This is a genomic window from Heyndrickxia coagulans 36D1, from assembly GCF_000169195.2.
In the GTDB taxonomy this organism is placed as follows: Bacteria; Bacillota; Bacilli; order Bacillales; family Bacillaceae_C; genus Weizmannia; species Weizmannia faecalis.
The window spans coordinates 700,880-719,216 of record NC_016023.1 but is presented as its reverse complement, the minus strand read 5'-3'; the positions used below and the strand labels follow the sequence as shown (position 1 = coordinate 719,216).

The 18,337-nt window shown below is 46.8% G+C and carries 13 protein-coding genes and 1 pseudogene; 9 read left to right on the top strand and 5 right to left on the bottom strand.

Annotated elements, in window-relative coordinates; all coding sequences use genetic code 11:
* Positions 1 to 133: 133 nt before the first annotated feature.
* The 5 genes from BCOA_RS20610 to BCOA_RS20590 all read left to right on the top strand — a co-directional run bounded on the left by BCOA_RS20610 (position 134) and on the right by BCOA_RS20590 (position 9,214).
* Positions 134 to 1,879, top strand: coding sequence for a phospho-sugar mutase (locus BCOA_RS20610; protein WP_014096039.1), 1,746 nt, complete (start codon positions 134 to 136; stop codon positions 1,877 to 1,879).
* A 402-nt stretch (positions 1,880 to 2,281) separates the two neighbouring features.
* Entirely contained in the window at positions 2,282 to 6,703 is a 4,422-nt protein-coding gene (locus BCOA_RS20605) for a S8 family serine peptidase (RefSeq protein ID WP_014096038.1), read from the top strand.
* A gap of 192 nt (positions 6,704 to 6,895) precedes the next feature.
* A complete protein-coding gene (locus BCOA_RS20600; RefSeq protein WP_035200705.1) occupies positions 6,896 to 7,381 on the top strand; it encodes a VanZ family protein in 486 nt (161 codons plus the stop codon).
* 67 nt (positions 7,382 to 7,448) lie between these two features.
* The gene (tagH, locus tag BCOA_RS20595; RefSeq protein ID WP_014096036.1) at positions 7,449 to 8,261 is read left to right on the top strand and encodes a teichoic acids export ABC transporter ATP-binding subunit TagH; all 813 of its coding nucleotides are present in this window, start codon (positions 7,449 to 7,451) and stop codon (positions 8,259 to 8,261) included.
* Positions 8,262 to 8,470: 209 nt separating this feature from the next.
* Positions 8,471 to 9,214, top strand: coding sequence for an SDR family NAD(P)-dependent oxidoreductase (locus tag BCOA_RS20590; protein WP_014096035.1), 744 nt, complete (start codon positions 8,471 to 8,473; stop codon positions 9,212 to 9,214).
* A gap of 174 nt (positions 9,215 to 9,388) precedes the next feature.
* On the opposite strand, the gene qoxD is transcribed toward BCOA_RS20590, so the two are convergent.
* From qoxD to qoxA, 4 genes are read right to left on the bottom strand one after another with little or no spacing between them, the layout of a single operon-like run.
* On the bottom strand, positions 9,389 to 9,673 hold the full coding sequence (qoxD, locus tag BCOA_RS20585; RefSeq protein WP_014096034.1) for a cytochrome aa3 quinol oxidase subunit IV: 285 nt from the start codon (positions 9,671 to 9,673) through the stop codon (positions 9,389 to 9,391).
* Positions 9,673 to 10,281: a cytochrome aa3 quinol oxidase subunit III gene (qoxC, locus tag BCOA_RS20580; protein WP_014096033.1), complete on the bottom strand. Its 609-nt coding sequence runs from the start codon at positions 10,279 to 10,281 to the stop codon at positions 9,673 to 9,675. Before qoxC ends, qoxD begins: the two co-directional genes overlap by 1 nt.
* Positions 10,278 to 12,227: a cytochrome aa3 quinol oxidase subunit I gene (qoxB, locus tag BCOA_RS20575; protein ID WP_014096032.1), complete on the bottom strand. Its 1,950-nt coding sequence runs from the start codon at positions 12,225 to 12,227 to the stop codon at positions 10,278 to 10,280. The genes qoxC and qoxB overlap by 4 nt, the downstream gene beginning before the upstream one ends.
* A 24-nt stretch (positions 12,228 to 12,251) precedes the next feature.
* Positions 12,252 to 13,178: a cytochrome aa3 quinol oxidase subunit II gene (gene qoxA / locus BCOA_RS20570; protein ID WP_014096031.1), complete on the bottom strand. Its 927-nt coding sequence runs from the start codon at positions 13,176 to 13,178 to the stop codon at positions 12,252 to 12,254.
* Between the two features lie 346 nt (positions 13,179 to 13,524).
* Here qoxA and BCOA_RS20565 point away from each other — a divergent pair, with 346 nt between their 5' ends.
* Complete coding sequence (locus BCOA_RS20565) at positions 13,525 to 14,184, top strand: HAD family hydrolase (RefSeq protein ID WP_014096030.1); 660 nt, start codon at positions 13,525 to 13,527, stop codon at positions 14,182 to 14,184.
* 51 nt (positions 14,185 to 14,235) lie between these two features.
* On the opposite strand, the gene BCOA_RS20560 is transcribed toward BCOA_RS20565, so the two are convergent.
* The gene (locus tag BCOA_RS20560; protein WP_014096029.1) at positions 14,236 to 15,147 is read right to left on the bottom strand and encodes an LCP family glycopolymer transferase; all 912 of its coding nucleotides are present in this window, start codon (positions 15,145 to 15,147) and stop codon (positions 14,236 to 14,238) included.
* Positions 15,148 to 15,393: 246 nt separating this feature from the next.
* Here BCOA_RS20560 and BCOA_RS20555 point away from each other — a divergent pair, with 246 nt between their 5' ends.
* From BCOA_RS20555 to BCOA_RS20545, 3 genes and pseudogenes are all read left to right on the top strand, one after another.
* The gene (locus tag BCOA_RS20555) at positions 15,394 to 16,338 is read left to right on the top strand and encodes an efflux RND transporter periplasmic adaptor subunit (protein ID WP_014096028.1); all 945 of its coding nucleotides are present in this window, start codon (positions 15,394 to 15,396) and stop codon (positions 16,336 to 16,338) included.
* A gap of 104 nt (positions 16,339 to 16,442) precedes the next feature.
* Positions 16,443 to 17,048, top strand: a pseudogene (locus BCOA_RS20550) (ABC transporter ATP-binding protein); the annotation flags it as partial.
* A complete protein-coding gene (locus BCOA_RS20545; RefSeq protein ID WP_014096026.1) occupies positions 17,026 to 18,042 on the top strand; it encodes an ABC transporter permease in 1,017 nt (338 codons plus the stop codon). The pseudogene BCOA_RS20550 and the gene BCOA_RS20545, both read left to right, overlap by 23 nt.
* Positions 18,043 to 18,337 lie beyond the last annotated feature (295 nt).

Here is an 18,337-nt window from a genome sequence, read left to right as displayed (position 1 = left end):
GTCTACAGCAACGTTTTTTCCGGCCGCTATAAAAGTTAGATGCGGGAAAATTCGCCTTCACATTCATTAAGGTCTGGGATTTCAACAAATTTATGCTAATATGGAAATAGAAAAATTTTTACAGGAGGCCAACATGAGCACTGATTGGAAAACTTCTTATGAAAAATGGAACCGCTTTGCAGAGCTGGATGCCGCATTAAAAGCAGAATTAGCCGGCGTAAGCGGGGATGAAAAAAATCTGGAAGACCGCTTTTATAAAAACCTCGAGTTCGGAACGGGCGGTATGCGCGGGGAACTGGGCGCCGGCACGAACCGCATGAATATTTATACAGTCCGGAAAGCATCAGAAGGGCTGGCAAACTTCATTCTCGACCAGGGGGAAGAAGCCGTAAACCGCGGGGTCGCGATTGCCTACGATTCAAGACGCAAGTCGCCGGAGTTTGCGCTTGAAACTGCAAAAACGCTCGGCAAGCATGGGATCAAAGCCTATTTATTTGATTCCCTCCATCCGACGCCGCTTTTGTCATTTGCGGTCCGGTACTTGAACGCTTATGCCGGCGTTGTCATCACAGCGAGCCATAACCCGAAAGAATACAACGGCTACAAAGTTTACGGTCCGGATGGCGGGCAGATGCCACCAAAAGAAGCGGACGAACTGACAGGCTATGTGAACCGTGTCGAAAATGAGCTGCTTGTCGAAGTCGGCGAAGAAAAGGATCTGATCGAAAAAGGCTTGCTCGTTTATATCGGCGAAAATGTAGACAAAGCTTACCAGGACCAGCTCATCAAACTCCGCCAAAACAAGGAAGTGATCAGTTCGGTTGCAGATTCTTTCAAAATCGTCTATACGCCGCTGCATGGGACAGGCAATCTCCCGGTCCGCCGCGGCCTTGAAAATTTCGGTTTTCAAAACGTCACCGTTGTAAAAGAACAGGAGCTGCCGGATTCCGAGTTCTCAACAGTAAAATCGCCAAATCCGGAAGAACATGCCGCTTTTGAACTTGCCATCCGCTACGGCGAAGAAATCGGCGCGGACATTTTGCTTGGCACCGACCCGGACACTGACCGTCTTGGCGTTGCCGTAAAAAACCATGAAGGAAAATACGAGGTTTTAACCGGCAACCAGACAGGTGCATTACTGCTCCATTATCTTTTAACACAAAAACAAAAGCAAGGGACATTGCCTGAAAACGGTATTGTCATCAAAACGATTGTGACGTCAGAAATCGGCCGCGATATTGCCCGGTCTTTCGGCATCCCGACGATCGACACTTTGACCGGTTTTAAATTCATCGGTGAAAAAATCAAAGAGTTTGAAAAAACCGGTGCCCATACTTTCTTATTCGGGTATGAAGAAAGCTATGGTTATTTAATCGGCGATTTTGTGCGCGATAAAGATGCGGTGCAGTCGGCAGTGCTTGCTGCGGAGGTGGCCGCTTACTATAAGTCGATGGGAAAAACATTGTATGAAGGCCTGCTTGACATTTTCGAACAGTACGGCTACTATAAGGAATCCTTAACATCGCTCACTTTGAAAGGAAAAGAAGGATCGGAAAAAATCGCCGGCATCCTTGCCAACTTCCGTGCCCATCCGTTAACAGAAGTGGCGGGCATCCCCGTATCCGCCCGCGAGGATTATCAATCACAAGTGCGGACCAACGCGAAAACGGGAGAAACGTCAAAAATTGAACTGCCAAAGTCCAATGTGCTGAAATTTTTCCTTGAAGACGGTTCATGGTTCTGCATGCGCCCGTCCGGAACAGAACCGAAAGTGAAGTTCTACTTTGGTGTGAAAGCGGACAGCCTCGCGGAGAGCGAACAACGGAACAAACGCTTAAGCGATGAAGTTATGAATCTCGTAAACCGTATGCTTGAATAGTATTCATGGAGTGCCCCGGGCGGATTTGACGTCCGGGGCTTTTTTTCGCGCACTGGCAGAATACTGCCGGACTACCGCAGCCCAGGCGGAACAACATTTTCACTGATCCGGCCATCTCTCCGGAACCGCCCGTATTGCTGCCGCCCCCGTATTTGTACCGGTCCTTCTTTCCCGTTTCATGCAGGTTCAGTACGATTTTCCCTTTCTGCAAAAGCAGGCGTAGCTTGCAGAAATTTGCCGAAAAAATGAGCCTGATTTTTCTTTACTTTAAAAATAAGGCATGATATATTCTGGGCAGATGCACCTTTCGGCAAAAAAATCCAAAAAATATTGATACCGGTTTTATTTCAGCCGGATCAGCCATTTGGTTGCCTTTGGATGTGCAATTAAGGGGGAAAGAGAATGAAAAATGCCGGAACGGCTAAAAAACTAGTATTCTTGCTTTTAACGGTTGTACTCATTTTTTCAAACGGGATCCTGTTGGCGCCATCGAAATCACAAGCCGCCGGAAAAGAGAAAACGAATCCATTGGTGAAAATGCCTGACCGCAAGAAACCGGACGGGCTCGATCAGGCGGAAAAATATAAAGAGGATCGGCAAGTGCGCGTCATCATTGAGCTCGCCGGATCGCCGGCCATTACTTACGCAACAAAGCGCGGCATCCGCTATAAAGATCTCTCCAAAGACAAAAAAACAGAACTCCAGCAACAAATCAAAGACCAGCAATCTGGTGTTCTTTCAGCCATCCGGTCCAAAAAACTGCCGCTTAAGGTAGAAAACCAGTTTACAACAGTGGCTAACGGCATCAGCGGCACCATCCCATACGGCAAAATAAAAGAATTAAAGAAAATTGAAAATGTATCCCATGTTTATATCGTCAACCGGTATAAACGGCCGCAGGACAAGCTACAATCCGTATCCAGCAACGGCCTTACCGGCGCGCCTGAAACATGGAATTTAAAGTATAAAGGGCAAGGCATGGTCATCGGCGTCATTGATACAGGGATCGACTACCGCCACAAAGATATGGTGCTGTCGGAAGGCACGGTGCCGAAACTGACCCAGGCAAAAGTCTCCGATCTCGTAAAAAAAGATGCCCTTTCCGGGAAATATTTTACGGCAAAAGTCCCGTATGGCTATAACTATGCAGATAAAAATACCAACATTATAGATGAAGGGGACGGTGCTTCCATGCACGGCATGCACGTCTCGGGCATTGCGGCGGCAAACGGCAATGAATCGGAAGGCGGCGTGAAAGGAATTGCACCGGAGGCCCAGCTTTTGGCGCTAAAAGTGTACAGCAATGACCAGGATCAGGCATATACGTATGGCGACATTTATATGAAAGCCATTGATGATGCCATTAAACTCGGTGCGGACGTATTAAACATGAGTTTTGGCACGCCGGATGCATCTACGGATGGAAATGATCCGGAACAAAAAGCGGTTAACCGCGCAGTCGACAATGGGATCTTCATGTCCGTTGCAGCCGGAAACGAAGGCCAAATTGGCGGGGAAGAACATAGCCCGTTTGCATCCAACCCGGACATTGGCACCGTCAATGCACCGGGTACCGCACCGAATGCTATGTCTGTTGCCTCGATGGAAAATACGAATGTCCATGCTGATCTGCTTGATTATACAGTTGCAGGTGGAAAGACGGCCTCCATTCCATTTTTCTCGGCAGGAAGCAGGCACCCGAACGATGTCGTAAACAAAACATACGATGTTGTGGATTGCGGGTATGGCACAGCAGAAGATTTTGCAGGGAAAGATCTATCGGGCAAATACGCTTTGATGGCGCGCGGCGGCAATACAAATCTTATTGAAAAAACAGCCAATGCCCAAAGTGCTGGCGCTAATGGGGCCATCATTTACAATAATGAAAGCGGTATTCTCGAAATGGCTTCAGACCGGTTCATCAAGATTCCGCAAATTTCGGTATTGCAGGCGGACGGGGAAGCGATGAAAGCCGCTTTATCGGAAGGAAAACAGGTAAGCCTCACCTTTACCGGAAAGAAAGCCGAAATCCAAAATCCAGAAGCCGGAAAAATGAGCTTTTTCTCCTCTTGGGGAACGGCGTCCAACTTGGACTTCAAGCCGGAAATCACGGCACCTGGCGGGGAAATTTATTCGACATTAAACAATGACCAGTACGGCACCATGAGCGGCACATCGATGGCCACCCCGCATGTTGCGGGCGGCGCTGCGCTTGTATTGCAGTACATCCAGTCTGCATTTCCGTCACTAAAAGGCGCAGATAAAATAAAACTGGCAAAGACACTGCTCATGAACACGGCAATGCCGCTAACAGACCCGGATTCCAAAACGTTTTATTCGCCGCGGAAGCAAGGCGCAGGGCTGATGCAAATCGACAGGGCGGTGACAACGCCGGTGTATATTGTCCGGAAAGGGACAAGCGACGGAAAAGTGGCGCTTAAAGAAATCAGCGCCAACAAATTTTCTTTTACCTTAACAGCAACCAACTTTGGCAATCGAGACGCTGAATATACCGTTAGCACAAAACCGGTCGCGGACAGGGTCGATGCGCAAGGCAAGCTGGCGTTATCTTCCGCGGAAATCGAAGGCGCCACTGTCACGATAGACAATCCGTCTGTGAACATTCCAAAAGGCGGGTCAAAAGACATCACGATTACGATTGACTTGTCTAGGGCGGATGCGAATTTGGCAAAGAAAATGAAAAACGGCTACTTTGTTGACGGTTTTGTCACGTTCCATGAAGAAGGATCTGGGCTTCCGGATTTGTCCGTCCCTTATTCCGGTTTTAAAGGGGATTGGGGGAAGGCACCTGTACTTGACCAGATGGTGTATAACTGGAAACAGTCATTTTTCCAAATCTCCGGCATGGTGGATGGAGACGGTTACTACCTCGGCGAGGATCTATTTGAAGAAAACCATTTCGACCAAAATAAAATTGCCATTTCGCCGGACGAGGATGGTTCGGGCGATACTGCAACACCGGTCCTGTCTTTCTTGCGGAACAGCAAAATGGCCGAATTCAGCATTTTGGACGGGAACAAAAAAGAAATCCGGAAGCTCTATACTGAGTATGATTTGCCGAAAAACATCTGGGATGACCTGCCGTATACTTATCTTCCGGATGAGACGACATGGGACGGCACTGCGAACAATAAAAAAGTAGCGGACGGAAAGTATTATTACCAGATTAGGACAACACCGGGCGATTCCGGAAAACCGGGGCAGACGATGCAGATTCCTGTACTGGTCGACACAAAAGTGCCGGAGATCAGCCATATCAGCTATGACCATGACGCCGATGAAGTCAGCTTTTCCGCCATGGACAACGGGGGAAGCGGCGTTCAATACATCCTGCTGTTTGTTGACGGGAATTTGGAAGGCGCAGTGGAGCCGGACGCCGGACAAACGTACCATGTCCCGCTCAGCGTGAAAGCCAATCAATCGATTACCGTAACAGCCTACGATTATGCCGGTAACCATGCCACTAAAACAGTAAGCGGGAAAAATGCTGTTTCCGGCATCCATTTGGAGGAGCCGTTTGCGCTGATGCCGTATGATTCAAGGGATATAGATGTATACGGAACGATTACGAGTCCGTATAAAGTCAGATTTGTTACGGTGGAAGGAAAAGATTTGGCTGTTTCGCCGGTGAAAATACCGGTAGATGAGGATGTGGACGGAACTTATTTGTTTGATTCAACAATGGCCGGCCAACCGATCCGGTTCAAAAAAGACGGCGTATTTGACCTGAAAATTTCCGCTATCGATGAAAAACAAAATAAAATGGAATTCAACAGAAAAGTGATCATTGACTCGACAGAACCGGAAATCAAAGCGGATGGTTTGCCGAACGACAATCGGACAGAAGCAGGGACTGTCAAGGTGACGGTAACGGACAATTTTGACCGGCTCCGTTTCACGGAAAACGGGAATGAAATTTTCAATCATCCATTCGGCAAGGACGTAAAGAGCGGGGACCAGTTTGCCATGCGGAAATTCAGCAAAACGATGACGCTCAAACTGGCAGACGGGAAAAATGTTTTTAAAGCAGAAGATTTTGCTGGCAACATCACTGAACTGGCAGTCATTAAAATTCCGCCGAAGCCATCGCATGTGGACAAAGTGGGTGACCGGGATACGAAAGTGACGGGCTCCGCCAAAAGCGGCCTTGTTGTCGAAGTAAAAGCCGGTTCTAAAAAGCTTGGCAGCGCGGCTGTAAAAAACGGTAAATTCTCCGTCCCGATTCCGAAACAAAAAGCGGGCACAGTATTATCCGTCTCGGCCAAACAAACAAGCACCGGCTATGCCAGCAGAACGGTGCAAGTGAAAGTAGCGGATGAAACACCGCCACCTCCGCCAAAAGTGCGGACCGTCACCAACTTTTCAAAAAAGGTCACCGGCACAGCGGAGCCATATGCGAAAATCACGGTGAAAGCCGGTAAAACAACAATTGGAACCGGAAAAGCCGATAAAAACGGGAAATTTGCGGTCAAGATACAATCGCAAAGCATTGGCAAAAAACTGTATGTCTATGCAACCGATGCGGCGCACCATCCAGGAAAGACCACAGTTGTAACCGTAAAACCGCCGGCACCGTCCGCACAGGGTGTTAAAGCAGGCGCAACGAAAGTGACCGGAACGGCACTTAGCGGGTCCAAAATCTATGTCAAAACCGGAAAAACGGCAATCGGCCATGCTGTTGCCGGGAAAAATGGCAAGTTCATCGTGAAAATCAAAAAGCAAAAGGCAGGCACAAAATTGTCGTTGTATGCTGTCAAAAACGGCATTTGGAGCGACGCCAAAACGATTACGGTACAAAAATAGGGGAACACATACCACCGTTTAAAAGAAAAATAACGTTTCAGGGCCAGATGCCTTGTTTTTTATTTTCCCGAAAACAGCTGAAAAGGGCTACTTCTTTTTTTGCCCATTGGAAGAAAAACGCCTAAAAAGGATGCAACATTTTTCTTACTCATGTAAAATGGAAAGAGCGAATAGGAGGCTTTGCCATTGCTCATGAAGAAAAAACAAAGCGCGTTGGTGCTTGCGGGCATATGTATCCTGTTTATGGCTGCCATGTTTCTTTTCTCCAATCAGCCCTATAAGGAACAGGACATGCGGCCGGAATTGGAAAAGCTGGTACACCTCGATGCAAACACATTGCCGAAAATCGAATTTTATTACGGGGGTGCGCTTGTCACGTCAACGCTGCCGTATGATTTTATTGAATTCTGGATCCGGAAATCCTGCCATGTGGCGGAATATGCCGTCTGTACTTTGCTGATCCTTCTAACTTTGCGCACGGTTTTGGTTCCTGTCCGTTTTGCAGTCCCGGCCGGCTTTCTGGCAAGTTTTTTCTATGCCAATTTCGACGAATGGCATCAAAGTTTTGTCAGCGGCAGAACAGGGCATTTTATAGATGTCATCACTTTTGACAGTTTCGGCATCTTGATTGGCGTCTGTCTGTTTTTATGGTTTACGCGAAGAAAAAGATCCCGATAATGCTTAACGAACGGCATTTGTTTCTTTATAATAATCGTATTGAATATACAACAGGGAGTTCTAATCTATGAGCATATCTGTCAGATTTAAAAACGTTTCGAAAAAGTATAAAATGTACCGGAGCAATTCGGAAAAAATTCTCGATATCATTTTGCCGGGCGGTTATGGCGATGATTTCTACGCCTTGCAGAACATCTCTTTTGAGGCAAGCAACGGGGATGTCATCGGTGTGGTCGGCGTTAATGGCGCCGGCAAATCAACCTTGTCCAATCTGATTACCGGCATTATTCCGCCCACAACCGGAACGATTGAATTAAACGGCGAAACATCGCTAATTGCCATTAACTCCGGCTTAAACAATGAATTGTCAGGCCTTGAAAATATTGAACTGAAATGTCTGATGCTTGGGTTTACCAAAAAGCAGATTAAGGAGCTAACCCCGCAAATTATTGAATTTGCGGATATCGGGCAGTTCATTGATCAGCCTGTTAAAAAATATTCAAGCGGGATGAAGTCACGGCTCGGATTTGCCATCTCGGTCAACGTTGACCCTGATATTCTTGTTATTGACGAGGCGTTATCAGTCGGCGACCAGACATTTGCTGATAAATGTTTTGAGAAGATGAATGAATTCAAGGATGCAGGCAAAACGATCTTTTTCATCAGCCACTCCATGGGTCAGGTAAAGAAATTTTGCGAGAAAGCGATGTGGCTGGAAGCAGGGGAAATTAAGCAATACGGCGCGATCGATGATGTTCTGCCAAATTATGAAAAATTCCTGAAAGAATTCAAATCGTGGCCGAAAGAAAAACAGAAAAACTTCAAACAGATGATTCTCGAAAAACGGAGCAAAGAAAGAAAAGAAAAAGTGGCAGAATAAGGAGGCGGCTGCCCGGAATGCTTGTTGCATGCCGGGCAGCCGCTTTTTGCTTACCGGGATTTTCGCTGGAAAACCGGAAGTGAACGGCTGAAGAACGATTCCAGCCAGGCAAACTGTTTTTCGCAAAAAATAGATATAAAAATTGACAGCGCTTACTTTTTAGCGGTATAGTGAAAATGTGTACATACTCACAATGGGAGGGAATTGTAATGGCCAGCTTAGAAAATAAAATTGCAATTGTTACAGGCGGCGCTTCCGGGATCGGAATTGCAACCGCAAAAGCTTTTACGGAAAAAGGGGCGAAAGTGGTCATTTCCGATTACAACGAAGAAAGCGGCAAAGCGGTTGAAAAAGAACTCAAAGAAAAAGGGGCGGATGTTTGCTTTATTCGTGCCGACGCATCTGATGAACAGTCCGTCGCCGATCTTGTCGCAGAAACCGTCAACCGGTACGGCAAAGTGGATATTATGGTGAACAATGCCGGCATCGGCGTCATGGCCGAAACCCATGAACTGAGCTTTGAAGACTACCAAAAAGTCATTTCCGTCAATCAAAACGGTGTATTTTTCGGTTCGAAATATGCCATCCGTGAAATGTTGAAAACAGGCGGGGGCTGTATTGTCAATACATCCTCCATTTTAGGATACGTCGGCGAACCGGGCGCTTTTGCCTACAATGCAAGTAAAGGCGCCGTCAACCTGATGACAAAGTCGCTGGCCCTTGAATATGCATCAAAAGGCATTCGCGTGAATGCGGTGAACCCGGGGTATGTCGAAACAGGCATGGTGAATAAAGAAGCACTCGGCGATTTTTATGACGGCCTCGTGGCAAGGCATCCGATCGGCCGGCTCGGACGTGCGGATGAAATCGCCCATGCCATCGTGTTCCTCTGTGAAAATGAATTTGTTACCGGCATTGCCCTGCTCGTGGATGGCGGTTATACAGCGCAATAAGTGCGGCATAACCAGCGCCTAGGCATCCATCCGGCGTCCGGGTTGTATACCGGTTGATGCGTTCAGGTAAACCCATAACGAGAAGGATCGCCGATTTGGCGTATTGCAAACGTCGTCTGCCCGGACAAGCCATAAAAAAACCTGCATCCGCTAAAAGGATGCAGGTTTTTTCGTTTAAAAGTGCATAACCCAGATGGTTCCGTAAACGACGACAATCGCGATAATAATACTGTAAATCATATTGCCAACATTGATTTTGCCGCTTTCGCCTTCTTTGACGTGCATGAACATAAATAACTGCACGCCTGCCTGGAGAAAAGCGAAAAATCCGATTGTCCAGATGATCGCCGTTTTAGAAAGGTTGGTATATAAAGCAACATACAGTGCCACAAGGGTCAACACGATCGAAAGCAGAAAACCGATGATATGGCCGATCGGATATTTTGAATGATGCTCCATTATTTCATCAACCCTCCTAAATAAACGAAAGTGAAGATAAAGATCCAGACGACATCAAGGAAGTGCCAGTAAATACTTACAACAAAAAATTTGCGTGCCGTCATCGGCGTTAAACCGCGGCGGATCAGTTGTATAATAATCGATATTCCCCATAAAATCCCGAGGGAAACGTGGCATCCGTGCGTTCCGAGCAATACATAGAATGCGGAAAGGAATGCGCTTGTCGGCAGTGTTGCTCCATCATGAATGTACGTGACAAATTCATTGATTTCAAAGCCGACGAAAGTTAAACCGAGAAGAAGGGTAACGATAAACCAGCCGAGCATCGCGCCTTTATTCCGGTTACGCATATTGAAGATGGCAATTCCGCATGTAAAACTACTTGTCAAAAGGACAAAGGTTTCAATCAGGACACCTTTGAGCTCAAAGATGTCCTGCTGAACAGGTCCACCAGCTGTTTGGTGCTGGAGTGTAAAATACGTCGCAAACAGCGTTGCAAACAAAGTGATTTCAGCTGCCAGGAAAACCCAGAAACCGAAAATGGTTAAACGGTCCTGATTGCGCTGGTATTCAAGCGGCAATGAAGTATCCAAATGTTCGTCGCTCATCGTTTTACACCTCCTGCTCTTGTATTTTCCGTGCGAATGATTTCTTCTACACTGATATAGTGCCCTTTATCCGGGTCAAACGATCTCCATGCAAGGCAGCCGAGCATCATCAAACCACCGAGAATGGCGAGCCACCACCAGGACCAGACAAGGCCGAAACCTGCAAGCCCCATCGATACAGCGGAGAAAAACGGCATCGCGGAGTTATTCGGCATATGAATCGGTTTGTATTCTTCATCCCGGTAAATCGGTGTCCCGTTTTCTTTGTATTCTGCGAATGCATCAAGAGTAGAGACAACCGGCTGTTTCGCAAAGTTATATTCCGGAACCGGTGTAGGGGTTGCCCAATCCAAAGTGCGGCCGTCCCAAGGGTCACCGGTCGTGTCGCGAACGCCGTGTTTAATGCTGTAAACAATGTTCCAAGCCAAGACGAGGAATCCAATCCCCATGAAATAGGCACCTACTGTAGAGGCGAAGTTCCAACCTGTCCAGCCAAGCCCTGCTTCATACGTGTACATCCGGCGTGCCATCCCGTCGAGACCGACAAAGAATTGTGGGATGAAGCACAGGTTAAAGCCGATCATCCACAACCAGAACGTAATTTTGCCCAGTTTTTCATTCAACATATAGCCGAACATTTTTGGATACCAGTAGAACAGCCCTGCGAAACATGCATAGGCGACTGCCGGAATCAACGTATAGTGGAAGTGGGCAATCAGGAAATACGAATTGTGATATTGATAGTCTGCTGCTGCCATGGAAAGCATTACACCTGTAACCCCGCCGATCAAAAATGTCGGGATAAAGGCAAGTGACCAAAGCATCGGTGTTGTTGTTCGGATTTTCCCTTTGTGCATCGTAAAAATTTCATTAAATAATTTGACACCCGTCGGAACCGCGATAATCATCGTTGAGATCGAGAAGAACGAGTTCACGACTGCTGTGTTCCCCATTGTGAAGAAGTGGTGAACCCAGGTGAAATAACTTAAGAATGCAATACCTGCCATTGCAACGACCATGGAGGCATATCCAAACAATCGTTTACCTGAAAATGTCGAAATAATATCCGCATAAATCCCGAGAGACGGAAGCAATACAATGTATACTTCCGGGTGCCCCCAGATCCAGAACAAGTTTGCCCACAACATCGGGCTGCCGCCTGAACCCATGGTAAAGAAGTGTGCACCGAAAGTACGGTCAAACGTTACTTCTGCCAAAGCCACTGTCAAAACAGGGAAAGCAAAAAGCACGATGATAAAAGTGATCAAAGTGGACCATACGAACATCGGCATTTTCATTAATGTCATGCCTGGCGCCCGCATTTTCAGAATCGTGACAATGAAGTTCACGGCTGTGGCCAGTGTCCCGATCCCGGAAAGCTGCAGGCCCAATGCATAGTAGTTGTTTCCGACACCTTTTGTAAATTCCGTGCCTGCAAGCGGGAAGTAGTTCGTCCAGCCGGCAGTAGGGGAACCCCCGATAATAAATGAAATGTTAAAGAGGCACATCCCTGCAACCATTGCCCAGAAGCTGAATGCGTTCAAAAGCGGAAAGGCAACATCGCGTGCCCCGATTTGAAGCGGAACAGCAACGTTAATCAGGCCGAACAAAAACGGCATCGCCATAAATAAGATCATGACAACCCCGTGGGTCGTAAAGATCCCGTCGTAATGGTTTGCATCAAGCAGATGCTGGTTCGGCAGTGCAAGCTGTGTTCTCATCATTAAAGCATCGACACCGCCGCGGAATAACATTAAAACCGCAACGATAATGTACATAATCCCGATTTTTTTATGGTCAACGGTTGTCAGCCATTCTTTCCATAACCATTTCCATTTCTTGAAATAGGTTAGAGAAAAGATCACAGCGGCCGCGCCAAGTGCCATACCAACTTCGGCGGCATATATGGCCGGTTCACCGGTGACGAAAAAATCACTAAGTTTCACACTGTTTTCCTCCTATTCCAATGATTATTTTCCGCTCATATCCATACCGGACATATCGTGGTGATGGTGGTGATTTTGTTTCTCACCTTTTTCCGATTCTTCATAATAGCTTTTTTGTTCATCCGGTTTATCCCATTTTAGATGGGTCCCGGTGTAAGTCTGTCTTCCTACGAGGCCTTCTTTTTTAATCAGTTTTTCATAATCCGATTTTTTCATTTGAGGCGCTCTGCTTTTGACTTCCTTCACCCACGCATTAAAATCTTTCGGCGTTTGGGCCAACACATCGAAGTCCATCTTTGCAAAGCCTTCCCCGTTGAAGTTTGCGTTTCTTCCTGTATATTCGCCAGGGTGATCTGCAGCCAGAATCAGTCTCATCGTCATGTTCGGCATCGTGTATTTCTGTCCGCCAAGTTCAGGAATCCAGAAAGAAGCCATCGTACCAGATGAGGTCAATTCAAAATTGATTGGCCGCCCAGCCGGAATGTTTACATAGTTAACCGTTTCAATTCCCTGTTCCGGATAACTGAAAATCCATTTCCATTCCGATGACGTGACATAAACTGTTAAAGGCTTTTCGTTTTTCATCGATTTTGGTGTTTCTTCCACCGAATAGTTTGCTTTAACGGTTGGAATGGCAATGGCAATAATCAACAGCACCGGGATGGCGGTCCATACCGTTTCCAGTACTTTATGGCCGTGGATTTGCGGCGGTTTATAATCAGCCGGCAGACGCGACGCCCTGTATTTGATCACCATATAAAGATACAACCCAAGGACAACGACGAATACAAAGGCCATCAAGATGGATGAGTAAACAATCAAATGATATTGTTCCCGCGCCATTGGACCTTGTGGGTCGAGCACTGCAATTTTGGTGTCACATCCGCCGAGCAAAAAGAGCGATGTGAGGGACAAAAGCAGCACCAATTTCCAAGGTAGTTTCCTCAACACATTTTTTCTCTCCTTCCGGTTTGGTAAAATAGTGTACAAATAAAAGCAAATGAAAAAAAGGTGGTACTTTTATTTTTTCACCTTTATTATGGTGCTAACCTATTTTACAATATAAAAATATAGATTGTATTGTCATTTACCCTTATAGTACCATGTTTCATAAAAATTTCATAAAAAGTTCATATATTTTTCATAGGTTTGTCAAATACTGGCATTATCCAGAAATAATTTACAACTTTGTGAAGGAATAAGGTATTTAATATTTTGGAAAAGATTTCAAAACCATTCTGGGAGGAAGAGTGTTTTTAACGTATAATGTTAAAGGAAACAGAAAGGGGTTTTAGGGATGATAAAAGCTGTCATTTTCGATTTCGACGGGCTGATTATGGATACGGAATCGGAACATTACGATGTGCTGTGTGAAATTTTTCGCGGCTACGATTGCGAGATGCCGCTTGAGCTGTGGGGAAAGGGGATTGGCACGCATTCGGATTTTAAGCCGTTTAAATATCTTAAAGAGCAGATCAAAAAGCCGCTTGATACAGAAAAACTGGATCACAAGCTGGAAGAAATGTTTTTAAAACGGCTCGAAACAGGCGCGGCTCGTGAAGGTGTGGAAGACTATTTAAAGTCGGCCAGGCAGCTCGGGCTTAAAGTCGGGCTGGCTTCAAGCTCCGACAGGAAATGGCTGCACCGCTATTTGCGTCAGCTTGGCCTGCTTGCGTATTTTGACTGCATCAAATCTTCCGATGACGTGGAAAAAGTCAAACCGGACCCTGCTTTGTATTTGAAAGCGGCCGGCTGTCTCGGCGTGGAACCGGAACAATGCCTCGTCTTCGAAGATTCGCCAAATGGGTCGCTTGCGGCAAAACGCGCCGGTATGGCATGCGTGGTCGTCCCAAACCGGGTAACAAAAGACCTCAAGTTCGGCGAGATTGACCACCGCCTCGGGTCAATGGCGGAAACGCCGCTTGAAGAGGTGATTCGGTTTATTGAAAGCCGTTGACAAAACAACCCGCTTCTGCATGCTGAAGCGGGTTGTTGTTTCCACTATTCCTTAATCACCAGACAGATTTTCTTCCAGCATCTGCGTGACTTTTTCTTTTTCAACGTCTGACACCGACAAATAATAGATCCCGTCAAAGTTGGTGTCCGTGCCTTTTACTTCATACTGGGTAATTTTTTTGGCGGCATTCCGGTAGTTTTTCTCTATCGTCAGCATGTCATTAAACGTCATATTTGTTTTGACATTGTCGCCAAGCGTATCAAGGATACTGCTATATTTTGTCACCGAAGAAATACTGGTTGCTTTCTGAATCAGCGCCTCGATCACTTTCCGCTGCCGTTTATTGCGACCGAAATCCCCTTCCGGATCAAGATGGCGCATTCTGACATAACCGAGCGCCTGGGCTCCGTTCAAATGAATTTCCCCTTTTTTGTAATGGTACCCTTTTTTATAGTACCCTTCGTCATGCCAGTCAATCGTGTTGTTGACGGTAATGCCACCAACCGCGTTAACCAGTTTTTTCAGGGCCTGCATGTTGATTTTTACATAATAATCCATTTGGATACCGGTAAAGTTCTCAACTGTCTTTAAAGCCATATCGGTTCCGCCATATGCATACGCAGCATTGATTTTGTCATATGTGCCGCGTCCGGCGATCAGCGTCCTTGTATCCCGCGGGATGCTGACCAGCTGTGTCGTGCCTTTTTTCGGATTAATGGTCATCACAATGATGGCATCGGAACGGCCGCTGTCATTTTCACGTTCATCCACACCAAGCAGCAAAACGGAAATCGGCTGCCCGTTCTGGCTTGAGATGCTTTCATTTGAAGTGCCTGCCAGCGATTCATGCATTTTATTAGCCGCAGCTTTTGCCGAGTGATAAACATAATAGGCATAACCGCCACAGGCGATGACCAGGATCCCAATTAAGCTTAAAAAAGACATCAGGATTTTTTTCTTCATCGATGGCCCTCACTTTTTCGTCATATAATTGGATATTATAACATGATTCGCTACGCTTGAATATCCTTTTTGTCGATTCCCATCATATACCGGCAGTATCGGGCTGACGGTGCGGCCTGTTTTTCAATCCTCGCATTTTGCAACGAAAACATTAAGAAAAATTTAAGTTTTCCCCATCATGATGAAGTCAGAAAGAAGAACAGATAGTTTCTATAAAATTGGAAAACAGGAAAGGAGAACATAAAGATGAAGAAGTGGATCATTGTAGTGATTTTGATTATTGTGGTCATCGGGGGAGGGTCGCTTTTCTATGTAAAGAGCAGGGCAAACAGTGCAGACGCAAGCACAAAGACGGTCCAGACGGCCACAGTAGAGAAAGGAACATTATCGGTAAAAGTGACCGGTTCCGGAACGGTTGAATCGGCAAGCAGCAAAGATGTAGAAGCGGACAAGGCGGCAACAGTGGAAGATGTACTCGTTTCAAGCGGCGATACCGTGAAAAAAGGAGACAAACTTGTCACCTTTGAAGACGGCAGCGATCCGATCACGGCCCCGATTTCCGGCGAAATTACATCGCTCAGCGTTGCAAGCGGCGATCAGTTAAGAAACGGCCAGGTTGTGGCACATATTAAAAATTACAATCAATTGGAAACGACCATTTCTGTCGATGAAACGGATATTAACAAAGTGAAAGAAGGGCAAGATGCCAACATTACGCTGAACGCCCTGGATGACAAAACATTTAACGGCAAAGTCACGGATGTTGCGGAAGAAGGAACCAACACTAATGGCGTATCGACTTTTAAAGTCACCTTGTCGATCGGCAATCCAAAAAACATCAAAGTGGGCATGTCCACGGAAGCAACCATCACAACAAAAATCGTAAAAAACGCGCTGTATGTGCCGGTTGATGCCGTCCATACCGATGGCAGCACAAAGTATGTATACGTTAAAACCGATTCCGGTGTGGCGAAGACAACGATCAAAACCGGTGCCTATAATGATGATGACATCCAGGTGACAAGCGGTTTGAGCGAAGGCCAGCAAGTTGTCCTGCCTACTGCCAACAGCAGCTCGTCTTCTACCGGACGTGGCACGCAAAAAGGCAATATGCCGGGCGCAAGCGGCGGATTCATGGGCGGCGGCATGCCAGGCGGAAATGGGGCTAACATGCATGGAGGCGCACAATAATGGGAAAAACCATTATCGAAATAAAAGATTTAGTCAAAACATATAAAGTCGGCGGAGAAACGGTGACTGCCCTGCACCGGATTTCCCTCCACGTCGAGGAGGGGGAATTCATCGCGATTATCGGCCCGTCCGGCTCCGGCAAATCTACATTGATGAACATGATCGGCTGCCTCGATAAACCGGAATCCGGCGAATATATATTGGAAGGAAATGATGTTGGAAAGCTGAACGATTATGAGCTGGCAACGATCCGCAACCAAAAAATCGGCTTTATTTTTCAGAACTTCAACCTGCTGTCGAAACTGACAGCGATTGAAAATGTTGAGTTGCCGCTTTTGTACCAAGGAGCAGCCCCGCAGGAGCAGAAGCAATTGGCGCAGGAATGCCTTGAAAAAGTCGGCCTGGGTGACCGTGCCCAGCACCTTCCGACACAGCTTTCCGGCGGCCAGCAGCAGCGTGTTGCGATTGCACGCTCTCTCGTTTGCAATCCGCCGATTCTGCTTGCAGATGAACCGACCGGTGCCCTCGACAGCAAAACAAGCAAAGAAATTTTGGACGTGATGAAAAAGTTAAACGGGGAAGGCCATACCATTATTTTAATTACCCATGACCTTGGCGTTGCAAGACAGGCCAAGCGGATTGTGCAGATTAAAGACGGCCGGCTATATGAGAACGGAGGGGATCCTGTTGAAACTTCTGCCTTCTTTTAAACTGGCATGGCGAAACATCCAAACAAGCAAACTGCGGTCGTTTTTGACGATGCTTGGGATTATTATCGGGGTGGCTTCGGTGATTGCCCTCGTCTCGATCGGGCAGTCCAGCTCCCAATCCGTGAATGCTTCGATTAACAGCCTTGGCACAAACGTATTAAGCGTCAGCGTTCTTGACTCGGACAGCAGTGATTTTACGGCCGATGATGTCAATGGTTTGCAAAAAGTGAACGGTGTGAAGCGGGTTGCCCCGGTCATTTCAGGACGGATCACTGCCAAAAACGGAACAACATCGTCCACAATTAGCGTTGTTGGCACCACTGCATCTTATCAAAAAATCAAAAATATAAAAGTTGCAAACGGCCGCTTTCTTGCCGATATAGACAATGAACTGCGCTTAAAAACCGTTGTGCTCGGATCAAGTGCGGCATCAACCTTGTTTTCCGGGGAAAACCCGGTCGGGCAGACGGTCCAGCTGAACGGGACTTCCTATAAAGTGGTCGGCGTCCTGCAATCTTCCGGCAGCTCGATGGGGTCAAGCGGGGATGATACAATTTTCGTGCCGCTCAGAACAGCCGAGCAACTGACCGGTTCCAATGCCATCAGTTCGGTTTACGTTCAGGCGCAAAGTGCAGACCAGGTTTCTTTTGTCGAACGCCAGTTGAATTACGCGCTTTTATCCGTCTTCCATGATACGGACGATTACAGTGTTTCCAATTCGCAGGATGTCATGGATGCGATGAGCGACGTACAGAGTACGATGTCACTCCTTCTCGGCAGCATCGCAAGCATCTCGCTATTGGTTGGCGGGATCGGGATTATGAATATTATGTTTGTTTCTGTATCGGAACGGACGAAGGAAATCGGGATCCGGAAAGCGATCGGGGCAAAACGGAAAGATATTCTTGTCCAGTTTTTGATTGAAGCGGTCGTATTGAGTGCATTAGGCGGCCTGATCGGCGTAGGGGCCGGGTTTGCCGCTATCAAAATTTAAGCGCTCTTTGCAAGCACGAGCGTTACCCTGTCGCTTTCGGTTACTGCCCTTTCGTTCGGCTTTTCGCTCATTGTCGGTGTCGTCTTCGGCGTTTTCCCGGCAAATAAAGCGTCAAAACTGAATCCGATTCAGGCTTTGCGGTACGAATAATAACCGGAAGATACTTACTGCGTAAAATTTTTGCAGTCCGAAGAACAAATAATATAGGAAAACACCCGGACAAACGCATCCGGGTGTTTTCCCATAGCAGCAAGCCGCCGGAATGGAAAGAAGGAGCAGAATCTTTTTGATATAA

Coding starts and splice junctions, on each gene's coding strand:
- BCOA_RS20600 (WP_035200705.1), top strand. CDS start 6,896: ATGAAGAAAAAACAAAGCGCGTTGGTGCTTGCGGGCATATGTATCCTG.
- BCOA_RS20565 (WP_014096030.1), top strand. CDS start 13,525: ATGATAAAAGCTGTCATTTTCGATTTCGACGGGCTGATTATGGATACG.
- BCOA_RS20555 (WP_014096028.1), top strand. CDS start 15,394: ATGAAGAAGTGGATCATTGTAGTGATTTTGATTATTGTGGTCATCGGG.
- BCOA_RS20560 (WP_014096029.1), bottom strand. CDS start 15,147: ATGAAGAAAAAAATCCTGATGTCTTTTTTAAGCTTAATTGGGATCCTG.
- BCOA_RS20610 (WP_014096039.1), top strand. CDS start 134: ATGAGCACTGATTGGAAAACTTCTTATGAAAAATGGAACCGCTTTGCA.
- BCOA_RS20605 (WP_014096038.1), top strand. CDS start 2,282: ATGAAAAATGCCGGAACGGCTAAAAAACTAGTATTCTTGCTTTTAACG.
- qoxC (WP_014096033.1), bottom strand. CDS start 10,281: ATGAGCGACGAACATTTGGATACTTCATTGCCGCTTGAATACCAGCGC.
- tagH (WP_014096036.1), top strand. CDS start 7,449: ATGAGCATATCTGTCAGATTTAAAAACGTTTCGAAAAAGTATAAAATG.
- qoxD (WP_014096034.1), bottom strand. CDS start 9,673: ATGGAGCATCATTCAAAATATCCGATCGGCCATATCATCGGTTTTCTG.
- BCOA_RS20590 (WP_014096035.1), top strand. CDS start 8,471: ATGGCCAGCTTAGAAAATAAAATTGCAATTGTTACAGGCGGCGCTTCC.